Origin of the sequence: Pseudarthrobacter phenanthrenivorans (assembly GCF_000813845.1) — a bacterium.
Classification (GTDB): Bacteria; Actinomycetota; Actinomycetes; order Actinomycetales; family Micrococcaceae; genus Arthrobacter; species Arthrobacter phenanthrenivorans_B.
Genome location: NZ_JWTB01000030.1, coordinates 58,491 through 83,231, shown reverse-complemented (window position 1 = coordinate 83,231; position 24,741 = coordinate 58,491). Strand labels below are relative to the sequence as shown.

General features: G+C 67.6%; 21 protein-coding genes. 16 read left to right on the top strand and 5 right to left on the bottom strand.

Annotation, left to right across the window (positions count from 1 at the left end; translation table 11 throughout):
- Nucleotides 1-67 precede the first annotated feature (67 nt).
- The gene (locus RM50_RS15345; RefSeq protein WP_043454449.1) at nt 68-2,458 is read left to right on the top strand and encodes a RelA/SpoT family protein; all 2,391 of its coding nucleotides are present in this window, start codon (nt 68-70) and stop codon (nt 2,456-2,458) included.
- Here RM50_RS15345 and RM50_RS20470 read toward each other — a convergent pair.
- The 3 genes from RM50_RS20470 to RM50_RS15335 form a co-directional block, all read right to left on the bottom strand.
- Entirely contained in the window at nt 2,339-3,112 is a 774-nt protein-coding gene (locus RM50_RS20470) for a hypothetical protein (protein ID WP_240471972.1), read from the bottom strand. The two genes, RM50_RS15345 and RM50_RS20470, sit on opposite strands and share 120 nt — an antisense overlap.
- 100 nt (nt 3,113-3,212) lie before the next feature.
- Nucleotides 3,213-4,754 carry a DUF349 domain-containing protein gene (locus RM50_RS15340; RefSeq protein WP_043454448.1) on the bottom strand — a complete coding sequence of 514 codons (1,542 nt, stop codon included), beginning with the start codon at nt 4,752-4,754 and terminating at the stop codon, nt 3,213-3,215.
- Between the two features lie 67 nt (nt 4,755-4,821).
- Nucleotides 4,822-5,640 carry a peptidylprolyl isomerase gene (locus tag RM50_RS15335; protein ID WP_043454446.1) on the bottom strand — a complete coding sequence of 273 codons (819 nt, stop codon included), beginning with the start codon at nt 5,638-5,640 and terminating at the stop codon, nt 4,822-4,824.
- Between the two features lie 231 nt (nt 5,641-5,871).
- Between RM50_RS15335 and hisS the strand changes: the two genes are divergently transcribed.
- Entirely contained in the window at nt 5,872-7,242 is a 1,371-nt protein-coding gene (gene hisS, locus RM50_RS15330) for a histidine--tRNA ligase (protein WP_043454443.1), read from the top strand.
- 8 nt (nt 7,243-7,250) lie between these two features.
- Here hisS and RM50_RS15325 read toward each other — a convergent pair whose 3' ends face one another.
- The gene (locus RM50_RS15325) at nt 7,251-8,507 is read right to left on the bottom strand and encodes an APC family permease (protein WP_043454441.1); all 1,257 of its coding nucleotides are present in this window, start codon (nt 8,505-8,507) and stop codon (nt 7,251-7,253) included.
- A gap of 97 nt (nt 8,508-8,604) precedes the next feature.
- Here RM50_RS15325 and aspS point away from each other — a divergent pair, with 97 nt between their 5' ends.
- Nucleotides 8,605-10,401: an aspartate--tRNA ligase gene (gene aspS, locus RM50_RS15320; protein WP_043454439.1), complete on the top strand. Its 1,797-nt coding sequence runs from the start codon at nt 8,605-8,607 to the stop codon at nt 10,399-10,401.
- Between the two features lie 88 nt (nt 10,402-10,489).
- The gene (locus RM50_RS15315; protein ID WP_430929417.1) at nt 10,490-11,299 is read left to right on the top strand and encodes a GNAT family N-acetyltransferase; all 810 of its coding nucleotides are present in this window, start codon (nt 10,490-10,492) and stop codon (nt 11,297-11,299) included.
- Between the two features lie 52 nt (nt 11,300-11,351).
- Here RM50_RS15315 and RM50_RS15310 read toward each other — a convergent pair whose 3' ends face one another.
- Nucleotides 11,352-12,020: an acVLRF1 family peptidyl-tRNA hydrolase gene (locus tag RM50_RS15310; RefSeq protein ID WP_043454436.1), complete on the bottom strand. Its 669-nt coding sequence runs from the start codon at nt 12,018-12,020 to the stop codon at nt 11,352-11,354.
- A gap of 73 nt (nt 12,021-12,093) precedes the next feature.
- Here RM50_RS15310 and RM50_RS15305 point away from each other — a divergent pair, with 73 nt between their 5' ends.
- The 12 genes from RM50_RS15305 (at nt 12,094) to RM50_RS15250 (ending at nt 24,589) form a co-directional block, all read left to right on the top strand.
- Nucleotides 12,094-13,596, top strand: coding sequence for a replication-associated recombination protein A (locus RM50_RS15305; RefSeq protein ID WP_043454435.1), 1,503 nt, complete (start codon nt 12,094-12,096; stop codon nt 13,594-13,596).
- 170 nt (nt 13,597-13,766) lie between these two features.
- Nucleotides 13,767-14,393 carry a 30S ribosomal protein S4 gene (rpsD, locus tag RM50_RS15300; protein WP_043454433.1) on the top strand — a complete coding sequence of 209 codons (627 nt, stop codon included), beginning with the start codon at nt 13,767-13,769 and terminating at the stop codon, nt 14,391-14,393.
- A 146-nt stretch (nt 14,394-14,539) separates the two neighbouring features.
- On the top strand, nt 14,540-14,914 hold the full coding sequence (locus tag RM50_RS15295; protein ID WP_043454431.1) for a DUF948 domain-containing protein: 375 nt from the start codon (nt 14,540-14,542) through the stop codon (nt 14,912-14,914).
- 16 nt (nt 14,915-14,930) lie between these two features.
- Complete coding sequence (locus RM50_RS15290) at nt 14,931-15,161, top strand: DUF6167 family protein (RefSeq protein ID WP_240471971.1); 231 nt, start codon at nt 14,931-14,933, stop codon at nt 15,159-15,161.
- Nucleotides 15,162-15,285: 124 nt separating this feature from the next.
- The gene (alaS, locus tag RM50_RS15285; protein WP_043454427.1) at nt 15,286-17,964 is read left to right on the top strand and encodes an alanine--tRNA ligase; all 2,679 of its coding nucleotides are present in this window, start codon (nt 15,286-15,288) and stop codon (nt 17,962-17,964) included.
- Between the two features lie 7 nt (nt 17,965-17,971).
- Complete coding sequence (ruvX, locus tag RM50_RS15280) at nt 17,972-18,571, top strand: Holliday junction resolvase RuvX (protein WP_043454560.1); 600 nt, start codon at nt 17,972-17,974, stop codon at nt 18,569-18,571.
- Complete coding sequence (gene mltG / locus RM50_RS15275) at nt 18,568-20,334, top strand: endolytic transglycosylase MltG (RefSeq protein ID WP_043454425.1); 1,767 nt, start codon at nt 18,568-18,570, stop codon at nt 20,332-20,334. The genes ruvX and mltG overlap by 4 nt, the downstream gene beginning before the upstream one ends.
- Nucleotides 20,331-21,191, top strand: a complete 861-nt coding sequence (locus RM50_RS15270) for a shikimate dehydrogenase (RefSeq protein WP_043454422.1) — start codon at nt 20,331-20,333, stop codon at nt 21,189-21,191. Before mltG ends, RM50_RS15270 begins: the two co-directional genes overlap by 4 nt.
- Before the next feature lie 23 nt (nt 21,192-21,214).
- Nucleotides 21,215-22,414 carry a chorismate synthase gene (gene aroC, locus RM50_RS15265; RefSeq protein ID WP_043454558.1) on the top strand — a complete coding sequence of 400 codons (1,200 nt, stop codon included), beginning with the start codon at nt 21,215-21,217 and terminating at the stop codon, nt 22,412-22,414.
- Nucleotides 22,414-22,983, top strand: a complete 570-nt coding sequence (locus tag RM50_RS15260) for a shikimate kinase (protein ID WP_043454420.1) — start codon at nt 22,414-22,416, stop codon at nt 22,981-22,983. The genes aroC and RM50_RS15260 overlap by 1 nt, the downstream gene beginning before the upstream one ends.
- A complete protein-coding gene (aroB, locus tag RM50_RS15255) occupies nt 22,980-24,071 on the top strand; it encodes a 3-dehydroquinate synthase (RefSeq protein WP_043454417.1) in 1,092 nt (363 codons plus the stop codon). Before RM50_RS15260 ends, aroB begins: the two co-directional genes overlap by 4 nt.
- The gene (locus tag RM50_RS15250) at nt 24,071-24,589 is read left to right on the top strand and encodes a hypothetical protein (protein ID WP_043454414.1); all 519 of its coding nucleotides are present in this window, start codon (nt 24,071-24,073) and stop codon (nt 24,587-24,589) included. The genes aroB and RM50_RS15250 overlap by 1 nt, the downstream gene beginning before the upstream one ends.
- Nucleotides 24,590-24,741 lie beyond the last annotated feature (152 nt).

The window sequence follows — 24,741 nt, the reverse complement described above, 5'->3', positions numbered from 1 at the left end:
CCGGTTATAAAAGTGGCTGCCCGGGGGAATAGACTGGGGTAATTAAGACGGTGTGAGGGGTGCTTCATTGGAAGAACGTTCGGCGTCGGCGCCAACGGCACAGGAAGATAAGAGTCCTGCCGGCGTACAGGCCGGTGCGGCTGCGCCTGCGCGCACTGGATCCCTGGTCCCTGTCGACAATTCAGGATCGCGCGCCACGTTCCCCGGCCGCCGGGAGCGCACCCGGTCCCGGCTTGCGCGCCTGACCGGACGTGGCACCACCACCTACTCACCCATCCTGGAGCCGCTCCTCCGCACCGTCCGCGCCAACAACCCCAAAGAGGACTTCGACCTCATCCAGCGCGCCTTCGACGTTGCGGAGCGCAGCCACCGCGGGCAAAAGCGCAAGAGCGGGGACCCGTACATCACCCACCCTGTTGCCGTAGCCACCATCCTGGCCGAACTGGGCCTCAGCGGCACCACCCTCGCGGCAGCGCTGCTGCACGACACCGTGGAGGACACCCCCTACACCCTCGCAGACCTGAAGCGGGATTTCGGGCCGGAAGTGGCCATGCTGGTGGACGGTGTGACCAAACTGGACAAGGTCAGCTTCGGCGAGGCGGCCCAGTCCGAGACAGTCCGCAAGATGGTCGTGGCCATGGCCAAGGACATCCGTGTCCTGATGATCAAGCTGGCGGACCGGCTGCACAACGCCCGGACGTGGCGCTTCGTGTCGGCGGAATCGTCTGCCCGCAAGGCCCGCGAGACCCTGGAGATTTTCGCTCCGCTGGCCCATCGCCTGGGCATGAACACCATCAAGTGGGAACTTGAAGACCTGTCCTTCGCGGCGCTCTACCCCAAGGTCTACGAAGAGATCGTCCGCATGGTGGGGGACCGGACCCCTGAGCGGGAGAAGAGCCTGGGCGTCATCCGCGACCAGATCACCGAAGACCTGCGCGGCGCACGGATCAAGGCGACGATTACCGGCAGGCCCAAGCACTACTACTCCATTTACCAAAAGATGATTGTCCGCGACAAGGACTTCGACGACATCAACGACCTCATGGGTGTTCGCGTCCTCGTCGACTCCGTCCGGGACTGCTACGCCGCCCTGGGCATCATGCATTCGCGCTGGAACCCGCTGCCCGGCAGGTTCAAGGATTACATCGCGATGCCCAAGTTCAACATGTACCAGTCGCTGCACACCACGGTGATTGGTCCCGGCGGCAAACCCGTGGAAATCCAGATCCGCACCCACGAGATGCACCGCCGGGCCGAATACGGTGTGGCCGCGCACTGGAAATACAAGGACCAGCCCAACCGCACCGCCGTCGGCCCGGGAAGCCCCCGCGACGGCGACATGGGCTGGCTGCGCTCCCTGGTTGACTGGCAGCAGGAAACCTCCGATCCCGGCGAGTTCCTGGACTCGCTCCGGTTCGAAATCAACGCCCGCGAGGTGTTCGTCTTCACGCCCAAGGGCGAAGTCATGGCGCTGCCGGCCGGGTCAACCCCCGTCGACTTCGCCTACGCCGTGCATACCGAGGTTGGCCACCGCACCATCGGCGCAAGGGTCAACGGCAAGCTGGTCCCGCTCAACAGTGAACTGAACCACGGCGACTGGGTGGAGATCTTCACGTCCAAGGCAGAGGGCGCCGGTCCCAGCCAGGACTGGCAGCACTTCGTCAAGAGCGCCCGGGCGCGCAACAAGATCCGCCAGTGGTTCAGCAAGGAACGCCGCGAAGAGGCCATCGACCGCGGCAAGGAGCTGCTGACCCGCGCCATGCGGAAGCAGAACCTTCCGCTGCAGCGGCTCATGACGCATGAGGCCCTGGCCGCCGTCGCCGAGGAATTCAAGTACGCGGACATCTCCGGCCTGTACGCCGGCGTGGGTGACGGGCACACCTCGGCCCAGTCGGTCATGGAGAAGCTCATCGAAAGCCTCGGCGGCAACGAGAGCGCAGATGACGACGTCGAGGAAGTCAGCATTCCCACGCAGGTCACCAAGGCCCGCTTCTCGGATTCAGGTGTGGTGGTCCGCGGCGTCGGCGACGTCTGGGTGAAACTGGCCCGTTGCTGTACGCCGGTTCCACCCGACCCGATCCTTGGCTTTGTGACCAGGGGCTCCGGGGTGTCGGTGCACCGCACGGACTGCACCAACATCTCGGACCTGAAGGACCAGCCGGACCGGATTGTCGATGTGGACTGGGCTCCCACCCAGTCAAGCGTGTTCCTGGTGGAAATCCAGGTGGAGGCCCTGGACCGCAAGTCCCTGCTTTCGGACGTGACGCGGGTCCTGTCGGACAACCACGTGAACATCCTCGCGGCCAGCGTCCACACCTCCACCGACCGGGTGGCGATTTCAAAGTTCGCCTTCGAGATGGGCGACCCCAAGTACCTCAGCCACGTCCTGAGCGCCGTCCGCAGAATCGACGGCGTCTTCGACGTCTACCGCACCACCGGAAACAAGCGCCGGAGCTAGCAGGGCAAGCTTCGCCAGGGCGGCACGTTTGTGCGGCACCCGGGGAGTCGCCTCAACAGCGAGTACCAGCAGCCGCAGCCGTACATCCTGCTGCGGCCGGGCCAGCAGTCCGGCCAGGGCGGGTACGGCGCGCTCAGGTTCCACATGCAGGGCAATATCGAGGGCGGTCCGCAGTGGACTGGTCACCATGAGGCCGCCGAGGCTGACGACGTCCAGCGGACCAAGCTTCACTTCGTGCAGCGTGCAGCCGCGGGTGCTCCGGAGGCTGGACACCCTCCGCTTGGCGTCCACCAGCAGGGCAAGCCTGTCCTGTTCGGCTGCGCAGCCGTAGATCCACGCCGCCGTCATCCGCCCGGCGACCACCCGTTGCCGGATTGCCGCGGGTACCGCCCCGGCGGCTGCCCTTGCCCGCAGCTGCGGGGACGCGGGCGTGCCGGGAAGGGTGTAGCCGTTCTGATGGAAGCGCGCCAGCAACCCGTCCGCTGCAAGGCACTGCAGTTCGGGGCCGGCGAAGGGCATGCCGGGCGCGTACAGCTCCGGGAACCGGGGCGGGCCGGCCGGCTCCGCCGCGGCTTCCCGGCAGGCCGCCCGGGACGCATTCAATCCAACGTCCCTGCCTGGGGCGGCGGTGGAAAAAACTGAAGGTGGGGCCATGCCTCCATCCTGCCCGGACCGCGCCCAACAGGCACAGGCCCGGCCCCGGCTATGTGGATAACCGGGACCGGGCCTGTGCCGTCACATCAGGACGGGAGAATCAGGACAGCTCGCTGGCCGAACGCTGGATCTGGTCGAGCCATGCCTGGCGTGCCTCCAGGGCTTCCCGGGCAGCCTTGATCTTGCGCTGGTCGCCGGTCTTCTCGGCGTCCGCCAGATCCTCCTGCAGCCCGGCGATGGCCGACTCCAGCTGGGACAGTGCACTGTTGGTCCGGGCCTTGCGCTCCGGGTTGGACCGCTGCCACTGCTCTTCCTCGGCGTGGCGGACGGCGTCCTCGACCTTCCGCAGCCCTGCTTCGATACGGCCCATGTCGGCGCGCGGCACCTTGCCGGCTTCTTCCCAGCGGTCGCGGATGGACTGGAGCGCCTTCTTGGCCGCTGCCAGGTCCTTGACCGGCAGGATCGTGTTGGCCTCGGCCAGCAACGCCTCCTTGACGGTGAGATTGGCGGCGTACTCCTGGTCGATCTCGTCGTTGGCGGCCTGGCGCGACGTGAAGAAGACATCCTGCGCCGCGCGGAACCGGGCCCACAGCGCGTCGTCGTCCTTGCGGCTGGCCCGCGGCGAGGCCTTCCACTGGTCCATGAGCCGGCGGTACTCGCCCGCAGCGTAGCCCCAGTCCGTGGAGGTCGACAACGCTTCAGCCTCAGCTATCAGCTTCTCCTTGGCGGCCTTTGCCGCAGAGTTGTTGCTGTCGAGCTGGGAGAAGTATGCCCGGCGGTGCCGGTCGAACACGGTCCGCGCTGCCCGGAACCTCTTCCAGAGGGCGTCCTCATTGCTGCGGCCCAGCCGCACGCCGCTCTTCTGGGCTGCCTTCCAGCTCTCGAACAGCTCGTTCATCCGGGCGCTGGAGGTCTTCCACTGCGTCTGGGCAGGGTCCTGGCCGGAAATCTGCTCGGCTTCGGCAACGATCGCTTCCCGTGCTGCCAGTTCGGCGGCGCGGACGGCGTCGTGCTCGGCTTTTTCGGCCTTCTCGAGCTCTGTAATCTGGCCGGACAGGGTGTCCAGCCGTGCCTCGGCTGCGCGGAGGTCGCCCACCATGTTGCGCTCCGCGAGCTGCTCGCGCAGGTGCGTCACGGTCTTCTGCATGTCCGTGCTGGGCGCCTTGGAGCTGACCCGCTGCTCGAGGAGCACGATCTGGGCGAGGACGTCGTCGTACTTCCGGGCGAAGTAGATCAGCGCCTCTTCATCGCTGACCCCCGGGTACTGCCCCACCGGGTGCTCGCCGCCGTCGATGGTGAGGTAAACGTGGCCATCGCCCTCCACGCGGCCCCACTTGGACGCCTCAGCGACGGACGTGCCGGGCGCAGCGGGGGCCGGGGCGGCCGCGGGAGCGGCGGCAGCGGGCTTGGGCCGTGACGCGAAGGCGGCGGGCGAGGGGGCGGAGGGCCGCGGCGCTGGAGCAGCCGGGGATGCCGGTGCGGAGGCAGGGGCAGCAGCGGGCGTTTCCGCGGACTCCTGGGGGGCTGCAGACTCGTGCGCGCCGCCGTTTCCTGCAGCGTCCGGTACTGCTTCCGTAGCTTCCGGTACTGCCGTTTCGGTCACGTCTGTAGCTGTTTCGTCGGATTTCTGACTGTCTGTCACCGCTAAAAGTCTTTCGCTTGGAGGGAAATACTCACGTACTGCACCGTGGCCTCTGCGGCCAGGCTTCCTACTTCAGAGAAAACGAGTCTATCGTGACTGGTTGTTTTGGCGCGCCGTCCGTGTCGCTGCTGCCAGGGGTGATGCCCGCGGCGGCAATGCCGGTCACCACATCGAGTCCCGACGTCACCTTTCCCACCACGGTATAGCCGCCTGCTGCGTCTGCCGGGATGACGGTGTCCTTGTACACGATGAAGAACTGCGTCCCGTTGCCATAGGCGTTGTTCCCGGTGCGGGCAACGGCGATGGTACCGGCGGGATAGGTGTTGTCGGCCGGCGTGTTTTCCAGCGGGCCCCAGGTGTAGGCGGGGTCGCCCTGCCCGTCACCGTTGGGCGAGCCGCATTGCAGGACGGCGAACTGGTCAGCAGTGGTCAGCCGGTGGCACGTCTTGCCCTTGAAGTAGCCTTCATCGCCGAGCGACTTGAAGACCGCGGCAGCCTGGGGCGCCTTGGTCCCGTCCACCTCAACGCCCAGCGGGCTGCCATTCAACACCAGTTCGCCCGTGAACGTCTTGCCTGCGGCGGTGTCAGCCGGGGGAATGTTGGGCCCGTTGGTCGCCGGCGCTGAGGGAGTGGCCGAGGCACTTGCGGTGGCCGAAGGCTCCGTCAGGCCCGCCTGCGCGGCTGCATATTCGTCCTCGGTGGGATTCCCGGCGAAAGCCGTGAGCTGGAGGACGACGGCGAGGGCAACGGCGGCGGTTCCGGCACCTGCGGCGACGAGGTTGTCCCGCTTCCGCCGCTTCTCCTGGCCGCGCCGGAGCTCACGCTTGGCTTCCATCTGCTGAATGCGCCGCTTTGCTTCGCGGGCACTGCGTGAACTGGCCGCCAAGGGTCCTCCTCATCGTCGGGCTGCTGGTGCCCGGCGGTTGGCCGCCGGAGCGCAGGTGTTCAGGGCCAGGCTGTGTGTCCGCTGCATTAGAGATGCACACGGATGACGCATAAACTGGCTGCCGCACATAGTTTATGCATGGCTGGCTGTGCTGCCGCCGTACGTTGCCTCCTAAGGGGTTGCGGCAGGCAGCGTCGGCGCACCGCCCATCCCTTAAGGAGAACCTTTCCCATGGCACGCACCGCCTCCCTGTCCGGATTCCCCGAGTGGCTTCCCGAGGAGCGGATGGTGGAGCTGCACGTGCTTGATACGTTGCGGCGCGTGTTTGAACTGCATGGGTTTTCCTCAATCGAAACCCGGGCAGTGGAAACCGTGGGCCAGCTGCTGCGCAAAGGGGAGATCGACAAGGAAGTCTATGGACTCAGCCGGCTCCAGGAGGACGAAAGCGACAACCCCGTCAAGGGCGGAAAAGCCGATCCCCACGCACTTGCCCTGCATTTCGACCTGACGGTTCCTTTCGCCCGCTACGTGGTGGAGAACGCCGGATACCTGGCGTTCCCGTTCCGCCGCTACCAGATCCAGAAGGTGTGGCGCGGCGAGCGGCCGCAGGAGGGCCGGGCACGCGAGTTTACGCAGGCGGACATCGACGTCGTAGGCGACGGCGATCTTCCGTTCCGTTACGACGTCGAGATCGCACTCGTCATCGCCGAGGCCTTGAGCGCCCTGCCCATTCCGGACTTCCGCCTCCGGATCAACAACCGGAAGCTCGCCGAGGGTTTCTACCGCGGCATCGGACTCGAGGACACCGCAGGGGTGCTGCGCAGCATCGACAAGCTCGAAAAGATCGGCCCCGCAAAGGTGGCCGAACTGCTCAAGAGCGAGCTCGGAGCCTCCGATGAACAAGCGGCCAAGGCGCTGCAGTTGGCCGCCATCCGCACCGAGGACACCTCATTCGTCAGCCAGGTCCGTGCCCTCGGGGTCAGCAATGACCTTCTCGATGAAGGCCTGGACGAACTGGAACAGGTCATCGACGCGGCCGTGCAGCGGGCTCCCGGCAAGGTGCTTGCGGACCTCAGCATCGCCCGCGGCCTGGACTACTACACCGGCACCGTGGTGGAAACGGTGCTGGTGGGCCACGAACAGCTCGGCTCCATTTGCTCCGGCGGCCGGTACGACGCCCTGGCATCGAAGGGCAACCGGAAGTTTCCGGGCGTCGGCCTGTCCATTGGCGTGACCCGCCTGGTGTCCCGGATCCTCAGCCAGGACCTGGCAAAGGCGTCCCGTTCGGTTCCCACCGCCGTGCTGGTGGCCCTGAACAACGACGACAGCTGGGGCGCTGCCCAGGATGTGGCCGCCCTGCTCCGCGGCCGCGGCATTCCCACCGAGGTGGCCGCGAAGGCGGAGAAGTTCGGAAAGCAGATCAAGTTCGCCGACCGGCGCGGGATCCCCTTCGTCTGGTTCACCGACGACGACGGCACCCACCAGGTCAAGGACATCCGCACCGGCGAGCAGGTGCTGGCCACTCCCGAAACATGGATGCCGCCGGTGGAGGACCTCACCGTCCAGGTGCAGACCACCGCTCCCGCGGCAGCCTCCGTGTAGCGCGGAGCTCAGGGCCCCGCTGCCTTTCCCTGCCGGAAACGCAGCACCAGCCAGCGCCCGGCCAGGCCCGCCGCGAGGACAGCTGCCATAGCCAGGACGGACGCCGCCGGAAGGGTGAAGGCAAGCACCACGCATCCCACGAAGCCCAGGGCGTTCAGCCAGCGGGGAGCGTAGCCGGGATGGGTGGCGAGGGTGAAGGCCGAGGCGTTGGCTACCGCGTAGTACACCAGCACACCAAAGCTTGAGAAGCCCACCACGGTCATCACATCGGTGGTCAGCAGGAGAAGGATGACGACGGCGGCGACGGCCAGTTCGGCGACGAACGGAACGGTGTGGCTGCCGCCCACCCTGGCCAACGGTCCGGGGAGATCGCGCTCCCGTGCCATGGCCAGGGTTGTCCGGCCGACACCGGTGATGAGTGCGAGCAGTGCGCCCAGGCAGGCCGCGGCGGCACCGGTCTGCACCAGCGGTGCGCCGGCGGCCAGCCCTGACTCGCGCACGGCGTCCAGCAGGGGAGTCCGGGTGGCCGCCAGTTGCGCCCCGAGATGGGCTGGCAGGACCAAGGCCAGCATCAGGTAGATGGCGAACGCGGCCGCCAGGGCGGCGAGGATGGCCCGGGGGATGGCGCGTTCCGGATTCCTGACTTCCTCACCCAACGTGGCGATCCGGGCGTACCCCGCGAAGGCGAAGAAGACCAGCCCGGCGGCGGACAGGACGCCGCCAGCGCTGCCGGAGAGTGTGCCGGCGGACGGGACTGCGGGATGCGGTCCGGCCAGCGCGGCGGCGGCCACGAACGCCAGCGTGGCCAGGACCACGCACAGCAGGATCCTCGTCAACAGGGCAGTGCGGGTGATGCCCAGCAGGTTGACACCCGTCAGGGCTACGACGGCGGCAACGGCCACCGGGACGGCGTAGCCGCCCGCCACATAACTGCCGAACGTCAGGGCCATCGCCGCGCAGGACGCCGTCTTGCCGGTCACAAAGCCCCAGCCGGCCAGGAAACCCGGCCATTCCCCCAGCTGATTCCGGCCATAGACGTATGTCCCGCCGCTGGTGGGATACCGGGCGGCGAGTGCCGCGGATGCCACCGCATTGCAGTAGGCCACCACCCCCGCCACCACCACGGACAGGACCAGGAGATTGCCGGCCAGGGCGGCGGCCGGGGCGAAGACCACGAACACGCCGGCGCCCAGCATGGATCCAAGGCCAATGGCGGTGGCATCAAAGGTTCCCAGCCTGCGTTCCAGTTGCTGCGGTTCGCTCATGCGGCGGCAGTACCTTTCCAGCGGGTAAACTCGGACGGGATCGTTCCCGCAACGATCATATTGAATTTCCCACTGTTTTCCCGCAGAAAGGCGTGCTGTGCTGCGCACACATGACCTCGGATCCCTTCGCTCCGAGCACATTGGACAAACCGTAACCCTGGCCGGCTGGGTGGGCCGCCGTCGTGATCACGGTGGTGTGGCATTCGTGGACCTGCGCGACGCTTCCGGCGTGGCCCAGGTAGTGGTCCGCGAGGAGGAAGTGTTCCACGGTCTGCGCAACGAATACGTGCTGCAGGTCAAGGGCACCGTTTCCCGCCGCCCGGAGGGCAATGAGAACCCCGCCCTTGCCACGGGTGAGATCGAGGTCATCGCCGAGGACGTCACCATCCTCAACACCTCGGACCCGCTGCCGTTCCAGATTGATGAGCATGTGGAAGTCGGCGAGGAAGCCCGCCTCAAGCACCGGTACCTGGACCTGCGCCGTCCGGGCCCCAGCCGCAACCTGCGCCTCCGTTCCGAAGCGAACCGGGTGGCGCGCGAGCTGCTCCACCACGAGGGCTTCGTCGAAATCGAAACGCCCACACTGACCCGGTCCACGCCGGAAGGCGCCCGTGACTTCCTGGTTCCGGCGCGCCTGGCACCCGGTTCCTGGTACGCGCTGCCGCAGTCGCCCCAGCTGTTCAAGCAGCTGCTGCAGGTAGGCGGATTCGAGAAGTACTACCAGATCGCCCGCTGCTACCGCGACGAGGACTTCCGCGCCGACCGTCAGCCGGAATTCACCCAGCTGGACATCGAAGCCAGCTTCGTGGACCAGGACGACATCATCCGGCTCGGCGAAAACATCGTCAAGGCCGTATGGCAGCTCATTGGCGTGGACATTCCCACTCCCATCCAACGCATCACCTACGCCGACGCCATGGCCCGCTATGGCTCCGACAAGCCTGACCTCCGCTTTGGCCAGGAGCTGACCGAACTGACGGAATTCTTCAAGGACACCAACTTCGGCGTGTTCAAGGCGCCCTATGTTGGTGCCGTGGTCATGCCCGGCGGTGCCTCTCAGGCGCGCCGCGCACTGGACGCCTGGCAGGAATGGGCCAAGCAGCGCGGTGCCAAGGGCCTTGCCTATGTCCTGTACAAGGAGGACGGCGAACTCGCCGGCCCCGTGGCCAAGAACCTGACCGAGATGGAACGCGCCGGCCTGGCCGACGCCGTCGGCGCCAAGCCCGGCGACTGCATCTTCTTCGCTGCCGGTGAGAAGACGCCGTCGCGCGCCCTGCTGGGTGCTGCCCGCGTGGAGATCGGCCACCGCACCGGCCTGATCGACCCCACCGCCTGGGCATTCTGCTGGGTTGTGGACGCCCCCATGTTCGAACCCGCTGCCGCTGCCGTCGCCTCCGGTGACGTCGCCGTCGGTACGGGCCAGTGGACGGCCGTCCACCACGCCTTCACTTCTCCCAAGCCGGAATTCCTGGACACCTTCGACAAGGACCCCGAGTCGGCGCTGTCCTACGCCTACGACATCGTCTGCAACGGCAACGAAATCGGCGGCGGCTCGATCCGTATCCACCAGCGCGAAGTGCAGGAGCGCGTCTTCGAACTGATGGGCCTGGACAAAGAGGACGCCCAGACCAAGTTCGGCTTCCTGCTCGAGGGCTTCAAGTACGGCGCACCCCCGCACGGCGGCATCGCCTTCGGCTGGGACCGCGTGGTGTCACTGCTCGCCGGCGTCGACTCCATCCGCGACGTCATCGCCTTCCCCAAGTCCGGCGGCGGCCATGACCCCCTGACGGAGGCCCCGGCGCCCATCACGCCCCAGCAGCGCAAGGAAGCGGGCGTGGACTTCAAGCCGGAGGCCCGGAAGCCCCAAGAGAAGAAGCCGGAAGAAAAGCAGTAGCACCTGCAACTCCGCGCAGACAGCAGCCAAGGGAGGTTCCCCGGACGTATCCGGGGAACCTCCCTTCGTTCATCAAGGAGCCTGCCCGTTGACCACGTACAGCAGCATCGAATGCCGGGAACTGGAGTCGGTCATGGACGCCGCCTGGCCGGCCCTGGAACGCCATGACGCAGGAGGATGGATCCTCCGTGCAGCCGGGGGAGTGACCCAGCGGGCCAACTCCATCTGGCCACGGACCGCGTCTGCCGGGCAGCCTCGGGACGACCTCCGCAGCCTGCTCGCAGAGGCCAGGGCCTGGTACCGCAGCCGCCGGCTGCCGGTGATCTTCCAGCTCTTCGACAACCCCGGCACGGAAGCGCTCCACGACCTGCTGGACACGGAAGGCTTCACACGCCAGTCCGAGACCCTTGTCATGACCCGTACTGCACCTCCCGGTGCGGATCCCGCAGGCAGTTCCGGTGCTGTCCCGGTCGAACTTTCCGCGGCGCCCTCCACGGAATGGCTGCGGGTCTGGTGGCAGGTGGACGGCCGCGGCGGGGAAGAGGCCCTGGCCACTGCCCGGGCCATCCTGGAAGGATGCCCGGCCGTATATGCGCTGCTGCGCGACGGCGACGGCCGGCCCGCCGCCGTCGGGCGGCTCGCCCTTCCCGCCGGCTCGCCGCGGGGTGGCCTGTACGCCATGGCCACCCTTCCGGACGCACGCCGCCGGGGTTACGCGGCGGCCATTCTCCAGGCCCTGCTGCATGCCGGCAGGGAGTGCGGCGTCACGGACTTCTGGCTGCTGGTCACCGCCGCCAACCACGGTGCCCAGGCGTTGTACGCGAAAGCCGGATTCCGCGAAGCCGGACGCTACCTGTACCGGCAGGAACGCCCACGCCCGGCCTTGACCGGGTGCTGATCAGGCACCCAGACGGTTTGCCTGTTCCCATGCTTGGGCAGAGCGTGCGGGCTCAGCCAGGCGCGTCGGCCACCGTAATCCTTACCGAGCACGCGTCGGCCGCGGCCTTCTTCAGGACGGCGGTTCGGGGCTCGGCGACATCGAGGTAGGCGAGGCGCGGCAAAGACGCGTACTCCCGAAGGGCGGGGTCCTGGAGGACCAGGTCCGCCAGCGCCCTGTCCCCTCCGGGCACCAGGTACTCGAAGGCGGCCGTCTGGAATATGCCGGCGGCCTGCTGTGCCACTGCCGAAACCAACGCGTCCGCCTGGTTGGAACGCCGCCGCGCGAACCGTTGCTGGGACTGGCCGCCCGCCGCGGTCCGCGACTGGACATACCGGGTCCCCGCTTTCGACGCGAGCAGCATTCCCTCGGCCGCCACCCCGATGCCGTAGCCGCCGCGGCGCACCAGCAGCAGTCCCAGGCGGCGCGGCTGCGATGCCAGGGCCGCGAGCCGCTCCAGGGGGCCGCTGCCCCGTCCCGGGCGCCCGTCCGCCGGCCACGGCGCCTGCAGCAGCGCGGCGGTGCCGTCCGCTGCCAGAAGGCGCAGGCCGTCGTCGTCGTCCTGCAGCCGGAAGCCACCATGCGAGGCGCCGAACCGCCCCGCCCAGCCCGCCAGTCGCGGGCCGGACACGAACGCCGTCCGGACCGGGGGCGGGCCACTGGCGGGAACTGGCGCAGGCATGTGTACTTCCTTGAAGCGTCGGGGGAGAAAGTGTCGGGGAAAAGCAGTGGCGGACTGGAAGTAGCCTATCTATGTGGATGATCTCTTCGGCAACGGGCCAGAACAAGACGACGACGACGACCGTCCCGTCGCCGGGGCAGGCACCGGATCCCGCGGCCCGGGTGTACGGGGCACGGGTGTACGGGGGCAGGGCGCGCGGGGGCAGGGCTCGCCGCGCAGCCCGCTGGCCGTCCGCATGCGCCCGCGCACGCTGGACGAAGTGGTGGGCCAGCAGCACCTCCTTGGCCAGGGGTCGCCGCTGCGGCAGTTGGCGGCCGGCGCCGGAGCCGACGCCGCCGGGCCGGCGGGTCCCAGCTCGCTGATCCTCTGGGGACCCCCGGGTACCGGAAAGACGACGCTGGCGCACGTCATCGCCCGCGGACCCGGCCGGAAGTTCGTGGAACTGTCCGCCATCACCGCCGGCGTCAAGGACGTCCGCCGGGTCATGGACGACGCCCTGACGGCCCGCGACCTGTACAAAACCACCACGGTGCTGTTCCTGGACGAAATCCACCGCTTCAACAAGGCCCAGCAGGACGCGCTGCTGCCCGGGGTCGAAAACCGGTGGGTGGTCCTGGTGGCTGCCACCACGGAAAATCCGTCGTTTTCCGTGGTCTCGCCGCTGCTGTCCCGCTCACTGCTCCTCACGCTCAAACCGTTGACCGATGCCGATATCGAGGGCCTGCTGGTGCGCGCCGTAGAGGATCCGCGGGGCCTGGGTGGCAAGGTGCGGCTCAATGCCGAAGCGCTGGAACACCTGGTCCGGCTGTCCGGCGGGGACGCCCGCAGGGCCCTGACCGCACTCGAGGCCGCCGCCGGCGTCGCCTTCGGTGACGCGGACGACGTCGAACGTTCCGCGGGGGAGGACGGCGCAGCCGGTGGGCCGGTCACTGATGAGCCGGTCACCGTGGAGCTGCGCCACACCGAGCGCGCCCTGGATGCAGCCGCCGTCCGCTATGACCGTGCGGGCGACCAGCACTACGACGTGGCCAGCGCCTTCATCAAATCCATCCGTGGCTCCGACGTGGACGCCGCCCTGCACTACCTTGCCCGGATGCTCGAGGCGGGGGAGGATCCGCGGTTCGTGGCGCGGCGGATCGTCATCTCGGCGGCGGAGGATGTGGGGATGGCGGACCCCACCGCCCTGCAGACCGCCGTTGCCGCCGCTCAGGCGGTCCAGCTGATCGGCATGCCCGAGGGCAGGATCATCCTGGCAGAGGCCGTGGTCCACCTCGCCACCGCGCCAAAATCGAATGCCGCCTACATGGGCATCAACAAGGCCATCGCGGACGTGCGCGCGGGGTTGGGCGTCGGGATCCCGGCGCACCTGCGCGACGCGCACTACCCGGGCTCGAAGCAACTGGGCCACGGTGTGGGCTACAAATACGCGCACGACGCCCCGCACGCCGTGGCCACCCAGCAGTACCCCCCGGATGACCTGGTGGGCCGCGACTACTACCAGCCCACCGGCAACGGCGCTGAGCGGGACATTGCGCAACGGCTGGAGCGGCTGCGGAAGATTGTCCGGGGCACCTGATGGCGTGGTAAGCTGAATCTTTGTCTGGCAAGGCACGGACGCACAATCCCCTTGAGTTTCCTTCGAGTAGGTTATGCCCTGTGCCCAGTAGCAAAAGGCAGCGGTTGGCCGATGCTCTCCATCGTGGAGGCCAGTAACACTGACACACCGCAGATATTGGAAGGACACAAGTGGCTAACAACACTCGTGCTCGCCGTCAGGCCCGCCTCTCGCGGTCCCTCGGCATCGCTCTGACCCCCAAGGCCGCCAAGTACATGGAGCGCCGCCCGTACGGCCCCGGTGAGCATGGCCGTGCCCGCAAGAAGCAGGACTCCGACTACGCCGTACGTCTGCGCGAAAAGCAGCGCCTGCGCGCCCAGTACGGCATCCGCGAAGCACAGATGACCCGTGCCTTCGAAGAAGCCCGCCGCACCAAGGGCCTGACCGGTGAGAACCTCATCGAACTGCTCGAAATGCGCCTCGACGCCCTGGTCCTGCGTGCCGGCTTCGCCCGCACCATCGCCCAGGCCCGCCAGCTGGTTGTGCACCGCCACATCATGGTTGACGGCATCCGCGTTGACCGTCCGTCGTTCCGCGTCGGCGAGGGCCAGCTGGTCCACGTCCACAGCCGCAGCGAAACCATGGTTCCGCTCCAGGTTGCAGCCGCCGGTGCACACCGCGACGTCCTGCCTGCCGTCCCGGCCTACCTGGACGTCAAGCTGGAAGCCCTCCAGGCACGCCTGGTGCGCCGCCCCAAGCGTTCGGAAATCCCGGTGACCTGCGAAGAGCAGCTCGTCGTCGAATTCTACGCACGCTAAATCCCAGCAGCGTATCCAAAGAAGCCCGTGGCAAGCGCCGCGGGCTTCTTTGTATGTAAGGTACTTGGGGGACATCTGCGCGGCGCACCTTCCAGTCGCGCGCGGGATGGGAACCCAACCACGGAATTTCGAGGAGATGAACGTTTATGTCTGGTGGCGATATTGCCGGCCTGATCGCTGCCGGGGTGTTCGCACTCCTGGTCCTGCTGCTTGCGGTCCCCATCCTGAAGCTGGGGAAGGTTTTCGATGAGGTGCGTACTGCCATCAGGTCCATCAGCGACGGCGCAACGCCCCTGATGGACGAGGTCACGGCCACGGTGTCCACCACCAACCAGCAGCTGAAGAAGGTGGACGGTATCTCGACCAACGTGTCGGATGCATCCGCCAACATCTCCGCCCTGTCCTCCCTGGTGGCCGCTACGGTGGGTTCCCCGCTGATCAAGGTGGCCGCGTTCAGCTACGGCGTCCGCAGCGCCTTCGCCACCCGCCGGAAGCCCGCAGCCGGCCGCCGCAGCCGCTAGATTCGAAAAGAAGACCATGAAGAGAATTGTTTGGATGGGAATCGGCGTGGCCATCGGCGTCATCGCCTTCCGCAAAGTGAGCCAGGCCCAGTCCACCCTCGGACCCGAGGGCCTGAACCGTGCGGTGGGACGGCTCGCGGACGGGGTCTACGACTTCGCCGATGCCGTCCGTGCCGGGATGCAGGAGCGGGAAACCGACCTGCGGAGCGCCCTGGGGATTGATTCCGCAGAATTGGTCCGCCGCTGAGCCCCCAGGGCATCTGACCGGCAGCCAGCCAACAACCGGCAGGGTCCCACCGCGGGACCGGCCACCTGAACGAAATTCCCGTGCCGCAGGGCGGCGCGGACCAAGAAGGGTAAGAAAACAGCTCATGAAGTCGCAGGAGATCACAAAGCGCTGGGTGGACTTTTTTGTCAGCAAGGGCCACACCGCGGTTCCCTCCGCATCGCTGGTCTCCAGCGACCCCTCGCTGCTGTTCACGGTGGCCGGCATGGTGCCGTTCATTCCCTACCTCACGGCCCGCGAGGAACCGCCCTACTCCCGCGCCACCAGCGTGCAGAAGTGCATCCGCACCGGTGACATCGAGGAGGTGGGCAAGACTGCCCGCCACGGCACCTTCTTCCAGATGTGCGGCAACTTCTCCTTCGGCGACTACTTCAAGGAAGACGCCATCAAGTTCGCCTGGGAGCTGCTCACCACCGGCGTTGACGACGGCGGCTACGGCCTGGCACCCGAGCGGCTGTGGGTGACGGTCTACGAAGAAGACGACGAGGCCGAGGAACTGTGGCTGAAGAACACCGGGGTCCCGGCTGAGCGCATCCAGCGGATGGGCAAGTCGGACAACTACTGGTCAACCGGCCAGCCCGGCCCTGCCGGGCCCTGCTCAGAGATCTACTACGACCGCGGACCGGCCTACGGCGTCGAAGGCGGCCCGCTGGCTGACGAGACCCGCTACATCGAGATCTGGAACCTCGTTTTCATGCAGTACCAGATCGAAAACGTGCGCTCCAAGGTTGACTTCGACATTGTGGGTGAGCTGCCCAAGAAGAACATCGACACCGGCCTGGGCATGGAACGCCTCGCCATGATCCTGCAGGGCGTCGAGAACATGTACGAGACCGACCAGGTCCGCCCGGTCATCGACAAGGCCGCGGAACTGTCCGGCAAGGAATACACCTCCGCCGAAACCCCGGACGACCCCCACCACACCGACGACGTCCGCATGCGCGTCGTGGCCGACCACATCCGTTCGGCCCTGATGCTGATCTCGGACGGCGTCACCCCTTCCAACGAAGGCCGCGGCTACGTCCTGCGCCGCCTGATCCGGCGTGCCGTGCGTTCCATGCGCCTCCTGGGTGTCGAACAGGCCTGCCTGCCGGAGCTGCTGCCAGCGTCCCGCGATGCCATGAAGGGCGTGTACCCCGTGGTGGAGACCGACTTCGCGCGGATCAGCCGCATCGCCTACGCCGAGGAGAAGGCGTTCCTGCGCACCATCGCCTCGGGCACTGCGCGGCTTGAGGACGCGGTGAAGGAATCCAAGGCTGCCAACAAGCCCCTGTCCGGCGAGGACGCCTTCACCCTGCACGACACCTACGGCTTCCCCATCGACCTCACGCTTGAGATGGCTGAAGAGGCCGGATTGAAGGTTGATGAGGCGGCGTTCCGCAGCCTGATGCAGGAACAGCGCCAGCGCGCCCAGGCGGATGCCAAGGGCAAGAAGGGCGGCCACGCCGACGTCAGTGTCTTCCAGGAGCTCCTGGGCCAGGGCGAGACCGTCTTCACGGGCTACACCGAGCTTGAGGGTGAGTCGCGCGTCCGCGGCCTGCTCAGCGCCGGCCGCCAGGTCCAGCAGGCAGCCACCGGCGACGAGATCGAACTCGTGCTGGCTGAAACCCCGTTCTACGCCGAAGCCGGCGGCCAGGCCGCTGACACGGGCCTCATCACCGGCGACGGGTTCGTCGTCGAGGTCCTGGACGTCCAGCGCCCCGTGAAGGGCCTGAGCGTGCACAAGGCAATCGTCCGGGAAGGCGAAATCGGCGCCGACTCGCTGGTGCGCGCCGCCGTCGACCGTGAACGCCGGCACGCCGCGGAGCAGGCGCACACGGGCACGCACATCGTGCACGCAGCCCTGCACCAGATCCTGGGGCCGGAAGCCACCCAGCGGGGCTCCTTCAACAAGGCCGGGTACCTGCGCTTCGACTTCGCCTGGGGCGAGGGCCTCAGCACGGCCACCCGGTCCGAGATCGAAGAGGTGTCCAACCTCGCCATCCGCAACAACTACGCGGTGGAAACCAGGATCATGGGACTCGCCGAGGCCAAGGCCATGGGCGCCATGGCCCTCTTCGGCGAAAACTACGGCAGTGAAGTCCGCGTGGTGGAGATTGACGGCGCCTGGTCGCGCGAACTCTGCGGCGGCACGCACGTTGCCAACACCTCGCTGATCGGCAGCCTGTCCCTCCTCGGCGAACAGTCCGTGGGATCGGGCAACCGGCGCGTGGAGGCCTTCGTGGGCATGGAGGCCTTCCGGCACCTCGCTGCCGAGCGTGCACTGGTGACGGAGCTGACGGACCTGCTGAAGGTTCCGTCCGGGCAGCTCGCCGACCGGATCTCGGCCACGCTGGCCAAGCTGAAAGCCACCGAGAAGGAACTGGACCGGCTCCGCAAGGAACAGTTGGCCGCAGCTGCCGCGCAGCTGGTGAACAGCGCCAAGGATGCCGCAGGCGTACGGGTGGTGGCCCACGATGCCGGCACCGTCAGCGGCGCCGACGACCTCCGGGGCCTCGCCCTGGACCTGCGGAACCGGCTCGGTTCGGATGCTGCCGCGGTTGCGGTGGCCGGTGTCGCCAATGACCGCCCGCTGATCCTGGTTGCCACCAACGAGGCCGCCCGGGAAGCAGGCATCAAAGCCGGTGCCCTGGTCCGCGTCGCTGCCGGTGTCCTCGGTGGTGGTGGCGGCGGCAAGGACGACGTGGCCCAGGGCGGAGGAACCGACGCCGGAAAGGTCGGTGCCGCCCTGTCCGCCGTCGTCGATGCCATCGCACGGCGCTAACCAGGCCATGACCAATCCTGCTGCGGCCGGCGGCTACCCCCAGGGCGTCAAGCTGGGGGTGGACGTCGGCACCGTCCGGGTGGGCGTTGCCATCTGCGACCGCGACTCGATCCTGGCCACGCCGTACAAGACGCTGGACCGGAACACCAAGAAGAACTCGGACGTCCGGTTCATCGCCAAACTGGTCGAGGAACTGGGCGCCGTACAGGTCGTTGTCGGCCTGCCCCGGACCATGAAGGGCGAGGAACACGCCTCGGCCAGGATGGCCACGGACTACGCCTTGCTCCTGGCCGCGGAGCTTTCCGGCCGCGGCCTGGACGTTCCGGTCAACCTGGTGGATGAACGCCTCAGCAGCGTCACGGCGCACCGGAACCTGCACCAAGCTGGCATGAGCAGCCGGGACCACCGTAAAGTAGTTGATCAGGTCGCGGCGGCGGGTATTCTTCAACACGCCATCGACATGCAGAAAGCCAGGGGAGCGGATGTCGGCTCACGCGTGACAGCGCCGTCCCCGACCGTGGACCTGGGGGCCGGTGGGGTGGACGAAACAGTCCGTGCCACCACCGCCGACACGGCCCCATCTTCAGATAATGGAAGGCAACAGTGAGCCCTGCCAACATTGATGACACCACCGGCCCCCGGGACAGGGGCGCCGGAAGGCCACTGACGCGCAAGGAGCTGCGGGCCCGCGAGAAGAGCCTCGCCACCGGCCGGCAGGACGCGGTGCCGGAGCACGCCTACGAGACCGGCGATGTGCCGCCGCCGCCCGCCGCGCCGCCGGCCGCTGCATCCGCAGCCGCGGAACCAACCTTTGCACCCCTTCCCGACGCCGACGATGTTCCGGCGGCTCCGGCGACACCACCTTCCATCCAGGACGGGCAGCCCTCATCCGGTTCCGTCGAGGCTGACCCCGACGCGGACCTTGCCCCCGCGGCTGCCTCCCACGAGGGCATGCTGCCTGCCGGCGGATCCCACCACGGCATTGCGCACCAGGACGACGTTGCGCACCACGTGGACGAGGCTCATCACGACGGCGTTGCGCACCACGTGGACGAAGCGCATCACGACGGCGTTGCGCACCACGTGGACGAAGCGCATCACGACGGCGTGGCGCACCACAGCGGTTGGCAGCCCGTCGAAGGGCACCACTACGCGGAAGCCGGGCATGAACAGCCGGCCTACCATGCTGATACCTACCATGAGGAACTACCTCCGGAGGTCCATCCTGACGAGGCCCACCTGCACGGCGACCATGCCGACGCGGAGCACCCCCTCCTCGGCTCATCGGCAACGCAGGAGGTGAAGCGGCCCTCGAAGAAGGTCCGCCGGCGCCGCAGGCTGTTGGCCCTCTTCCTGACGCTGGCCGTCTTCGTGACGGCGGTGGCCGTGGGCGCCCAGTTCCTCAAGCCCCTTCTCGGCAATGGAAAGCCCTCCGACTTCCCGGGCCCGGGCTCCGGTGAGGTCCAGGTGACCGTCCAGAGCGGGGAAGGAACCCGGTCCGTCGCCACCGAACTGGAAAACCAGCGCGTCGTGGCCAACGCGGATACGTTCATGCAGGCCTTCCACGCATCCGGAGGAACACTGGCGCCGGGGGACTACACCTTCAAGACCGAGATGAAGAACGCCGACGCGGTGAACGTCCTGCTCGGCAAGGACAAGACCAAGGTCATCTACTTCGCCCTGAGCGCGGGACTGCGGATCAGCGAGTCCCTGCAGGCAATTTCCGAGGGATCGGGCATATCCGTGCAGCAGCTTCAGGCGCTCAGCAACCAGCCCGCCCAGTTCGGCCTTCCCGCCAACGCCAAGAACCTCGAAGGGTACCTGGCGCCGGGCGAGTACCGGTTCCCGCTGGGAACCCCCGCCAAGGACATCCTGCAGTCGCTGGTGAAGGCCACCACGGATGAACTGGTCTCGCAGGGCATCACCGACCCCGCCAAGCAGTACGAGGCCGTTACGGTGGCCAGTATCGTGCAGGCCGAAGGAGGCCAGGCGGATTACGGCGACGTGGCGGGAGCCATCTACAACCGGCTCAAGCCCAACGACCAGACCGGCGGCTTCCTGCAGGTTGACTCCGCGGTGACCTACGGTCTCGGCACCCGGAGCTTCAACTTCACCGATGAACAGCGCCAGGACAAGTCCAACCCGTACAACACGTATGCGAACCCGGGGCTCCCGCCCGGACCCATCGGTTCTCCCGGCAAGACGGCCATTGACGCGGCCGCACGGCCCAAGGCCAACGACTACCTGTACTGGGTGACCATCAACCTGGACACCAAGGAAACCAAGTTCGCCAAGACGCTTGCCGAACACAACGCCTACGTGGAGCAGTACAACGCGTGGTGCCGGGCCAACGCAGGCCGCTGCACATGAGCCTGCGGGCTGCCGTCCTGGGCCATCCGATCAGCCACTCCAAGTCCCCGGCCCTGCACCTCTCGGCCTATGGACAGCTGGGGGCGGGCATCAGTTACACGGCCATCGACGTGACCGAGGAGCTGCTGCCGTCCTTCATGCGGCAGATCCGGAACCAGCCGGGATGGCGCGGACTCTCCGTGACCATGCCGCTGAAGACGGCGATGCTCAACGAAGTGGACAAGGTGCGGGGGGTGGCACAGACCCTGGGCGTAGTGAACACCGTCACGTTCGAGGAATCAGCCGCAGGTGTGCGGACCGTCGGGTCCAACACGGACGTCACGGGCATCGTCAATGCGTTGTGCCACGCCGGAACCCGGACCGCGCCGTCGGCAGTGATCCTCGGCGGCGGCGGAACGGCAGCCTCCGCTGTTGCGGCCCTCAAGGAACTGGGCACCGGTACTGTCCAGGTCTATGTCCGCGACGCGTCGCGGACTGACGACGTCCGCGCGGCCGCTGACGCCCTCGGCGTGGCCCTGGAGATCCGCCCGCTCAGCAAAGCCGCCCGCCCGACCTCGGAAGCCGACGTCGTCATATCCACCCTGCCGCCCCGTGCGGCAGACGGACTGGCGTCGGAAATAGCCGCGCTGAAAACCTCGACGCGGGGCGTGCTGCTCGACGTCGCCTACGACCCCTGGCCCAGCCTCATCGCCTCCGTCTGGCAGGCCGGCGGCGGGCGGGTCGTGCCCGGCCTGGAGATGCTGCTGTACCAGGCCGTCGAGCAGGTGCGGCTGTTCACCGGGCGCGGTGAAGACGTTAATGCAGCTGTCATAGATGTGATGTGTGACGCAGTCGGCCTTGCCCGGCGGGCGTTCTGACCGCCCTACGTGGCAGGATGGAAATTATGCGTTGGTTGACTGCCGGTGAATCCCATGGTCCGGCTCTGATGGGAATTATTGAGGGCGTCCCCGCCGGTGTGGAAATCACCAGCGGGCACATCGCAGACTCCTTGGCACGCCGCCGGCTTGGCTATGGCCGCGGCGCCCGGATGAAATTCGAGCAGGACGTGGTCACCATCCTTGGCGGCGTCCGGCACGGCCTCACCCAGGGCGGCCCCGTTGCCATCCAGGTGGGAAACACCGAATGGCCCAAATGGGAGCAGATCATGTCCGCGGACCCCGTGGACGCCGAACTCCTGGCCGACCAGGCCCGCAATGCCCCGCTGACCCGGCCGCGCCCCGGACATGCCGACTTCACCGGCATGCAGAAATACGGCTTTGACGAGGCCAGGCCGGTACTGGAGCGGGCAAGCGCCCGGGAAACCGCCACCCGCGTGGCGCTCGGCACCGTCGCGGCCCAGTTCCTCAAGCACCTGGGCATCGAACTGGTCAGCCACACCGTCTCGATCGCCAGCGTGACCGTCCCCGAAGGCCGTCCGCTGCCCTCGCCCGGGGACGTCATTGCCCTGGACGCCGACCCCCTGCGCTGCTTCGACCGCGAAACCTCGGACGCCATGGTGGCCGAGGTTGACGCGGCGCACAAGGAAGGCGAAACCCTGGGCGGCGTGGTGGAAGTCCTCGCTTACGGGCTCCCGCCGGGACTCGGCAGCTACGTGCACTGGGACCGCCGGCTCGACGCCCGGCTCGCCGCTGCCCTCATGGGCATCCAGGCCATCAAGGGCGTGGAGGTTGGCGACGGCTTCCTGACCGCGGCCCGTCGTGGTTCCGCCGCCCATGACGAAATCCTCCGGGACAACGACGGCCGGATTGTCCGTGCCAGCAACCGTGCCGGCGGCATTGAGGGCGGCATGAGCATCGGAGACGTCCTTCGGGTCCGGGCAGCCATGAAGCCCATCGCCACCGTGCCGCGCGCCCTGCGGACCATTGACGTCAGCACCGGCGAAGCCGCCAAGGCCCACCACCAGCGTTCGGACGTCTGTGCAGTCCCCGCCGCCGGCGTGGTGGCCGAGGCCATGGTGGCACTGGTCCTCGCCGAAGCCGTCATGGAGAAGTTCGGCGGTGACTCGGTGGCGGAAACCGCACGGAACATCAAGGGTTACCTGGACAGCATCCCGGCCTCCCTGGACTCGATCGGGCAGTAGTGCTCCAGCACAGCAGTCCCGCACCTTTCGGTGGCCGGCCGATTGTGCTCATCGGCCCGATGGCCGTCGGCAAATCGGCGATCGGCCAGCAGCTTGCACAGCAGTTGGGGGCACGGTTCATTGACACTGATGCCGTTATTGTTGCCGCCCACGGCTCGATCGCGGAGATCTTCGCCGGCCGCGGCGAGCGGGCATTCCGTGAAATCGAGGCCCGGACCGTTGCCGCCGCCGTCGAGGAAGCGGAGGGCACCTGCACCGTCATTTCGCTGGGCGGCGGGGCGGTGCTCGACTCGGGCACGCAGCAGCTGATCAGCCGCTGCACCGTTGTGTACCTGGAATGCGACGCCGATACCGTGGCGGACAGGATCGCCCGGAACTCGGGGCGCCCCCTCCTCGCCGGCGATGCCATGGGCCGCTGGATCGCCATGTTCGCCACCCGGAAGCCGGTCTACGAGAGGCTGGCCGACATCACCCTGGACGTCCGCCACGGCTCGATACCCGAGCTCGGCGGCCGGCTGGAAGCAGCACTGCGCAACCACGCAGCTGCCAAACAGGAAGTTGACAAGTGAACACGCAATCAACCGTCATCAACGTCACCGGCGAAGGGGCCGGCAACAACTACGGCGTCGTCGTGGGGCGAGGCCTGCTGGGCGAGCTTCCCGGCCTGCTCGGGGAGCGCGTCCGCCGCGTCCTGGTGATCCACCCCCGCGCCTTGCGCATCACCGGGGACACGGTGCGGGACGAACTGGCAACAGCCGGGTTCACCGCGGTGACCGCGGAAATCCCCGACGCCGAAGAAGGCAAGCACATCCAGGTGGCAGCGTTCTGCTGGCAGGTCCTGGGCCAGAACGACTTCACCCGGTCGGACGCCATCGTGGCCGTGGGCGGGGGAGCAGTCACCGACCTGGCCGGCTTCGTCGCCGCCACATGGCTGCGGGGCGTCAAAGTCATCCACATGCCCACCAGCCTCCTGGCCATGGTGGACGCGTCCGTGGGCGGCAAGACCGGCATTAACACCGCCGAGGGCAAGAACCTGGTGGGTTCCTTCCACCCGCCCGCCGCGGTGCTGGCCGACCTGGACACGCTGGACACGCTGCCGAAAAACGAGATCATCTCCGGCTTGGCCGAGGTGATCAAGTGCGGCTTCATCGCCGACCCCGCCATCCTGGACCTGGTGGAAAAGGACCCGGCCGCGGTGGTGGACCCCCGCTCCGAGGCCCTCCGGGAACTGATCGAGCGCGCCATTGCGGTGAAGGCAAAAGTGGTCTCCGAAGACCTCAAGGAGTCAGGCCTGCGGGAGATCCTCAACTACGGGCACACCCTGGGCCACGCCATTGAACTGGTCGAACGCTACTCCTGGCGGCATGGCGCCGCAGTCTCGGTGGGCATGATGTTCGCGGCCGAACTTGCCCGCAGCGTGGGACGCCTCAGCGATGCCGACGCCGACCGGCACCGGAGCATCCTGGACGGACTTGGGCTTCCCGTCACCTACCGGCGCGACCGCTGGCAGGGCCTCCTGGACGGGATGCGACGCGACAAGAAGTCCCGCGGCGACCTCCTGCGGTTCGTGGTCCTCGATGGCATCGCCAAACCTGGAATCCTCGACGTCCCGGACACCTCGCTGCTGTTCGCGGCCTACCAGGAGATTGCTTCCTGATGCAGGGCACCATGAGCGGCACCACCGACTGGCCGGAGGCCGGATTCCCCGGCATCCGCATCAACCCTGAGTCCCTGCGGCCCCAGATCGTCAACGAGGAGGCAGTCCGGGAAGCGCTGGCAGCCTCCACCGATCCGGCAGACCACATCTTCGTGCTCCTCGTCGAGGGACACGCATCCGAGGCTGCCGAACTGCTGGCCGAGGCACGCTTCAAGGATCCCGAATCCTTCCGGCTCCGCGTGTTCGAAGCCGAGGTGCTGAGTGTCACCCACCGGCTGGACCGGGCCATCGACCTGTTCCGCCAGCTTCTCGCCGAGGTGCACGGCACCCCCCGGGAAGCACTGGCCCTGCAGTACCTGGGCCGGACCCAGTACGCGGCCGGCCAGACCTCCGCCGCCGTCGAATCCTTCTCCAAGGCCCTGGACCTGCGGGTGGCGCAGTCAGCCGACGCCGGACAGATCTACTCCTCCACGGTGGCACTGCAGCGCGCCAGGGACGTGCTGGATCTCGCCTGCTGAGGCGGGCAGCACTGAGCGCGGAAAGGCCGGCCCGGATTTGCCGGTAGAATGGGTGTGGAATTTTTTGCATCCACGCGATTTTTGACAAACACGTGCAGGCGGCCCACCCGGCGTGCCCGCCCGGCATAAAGCATCTGGCCCGCGCGGCCGGA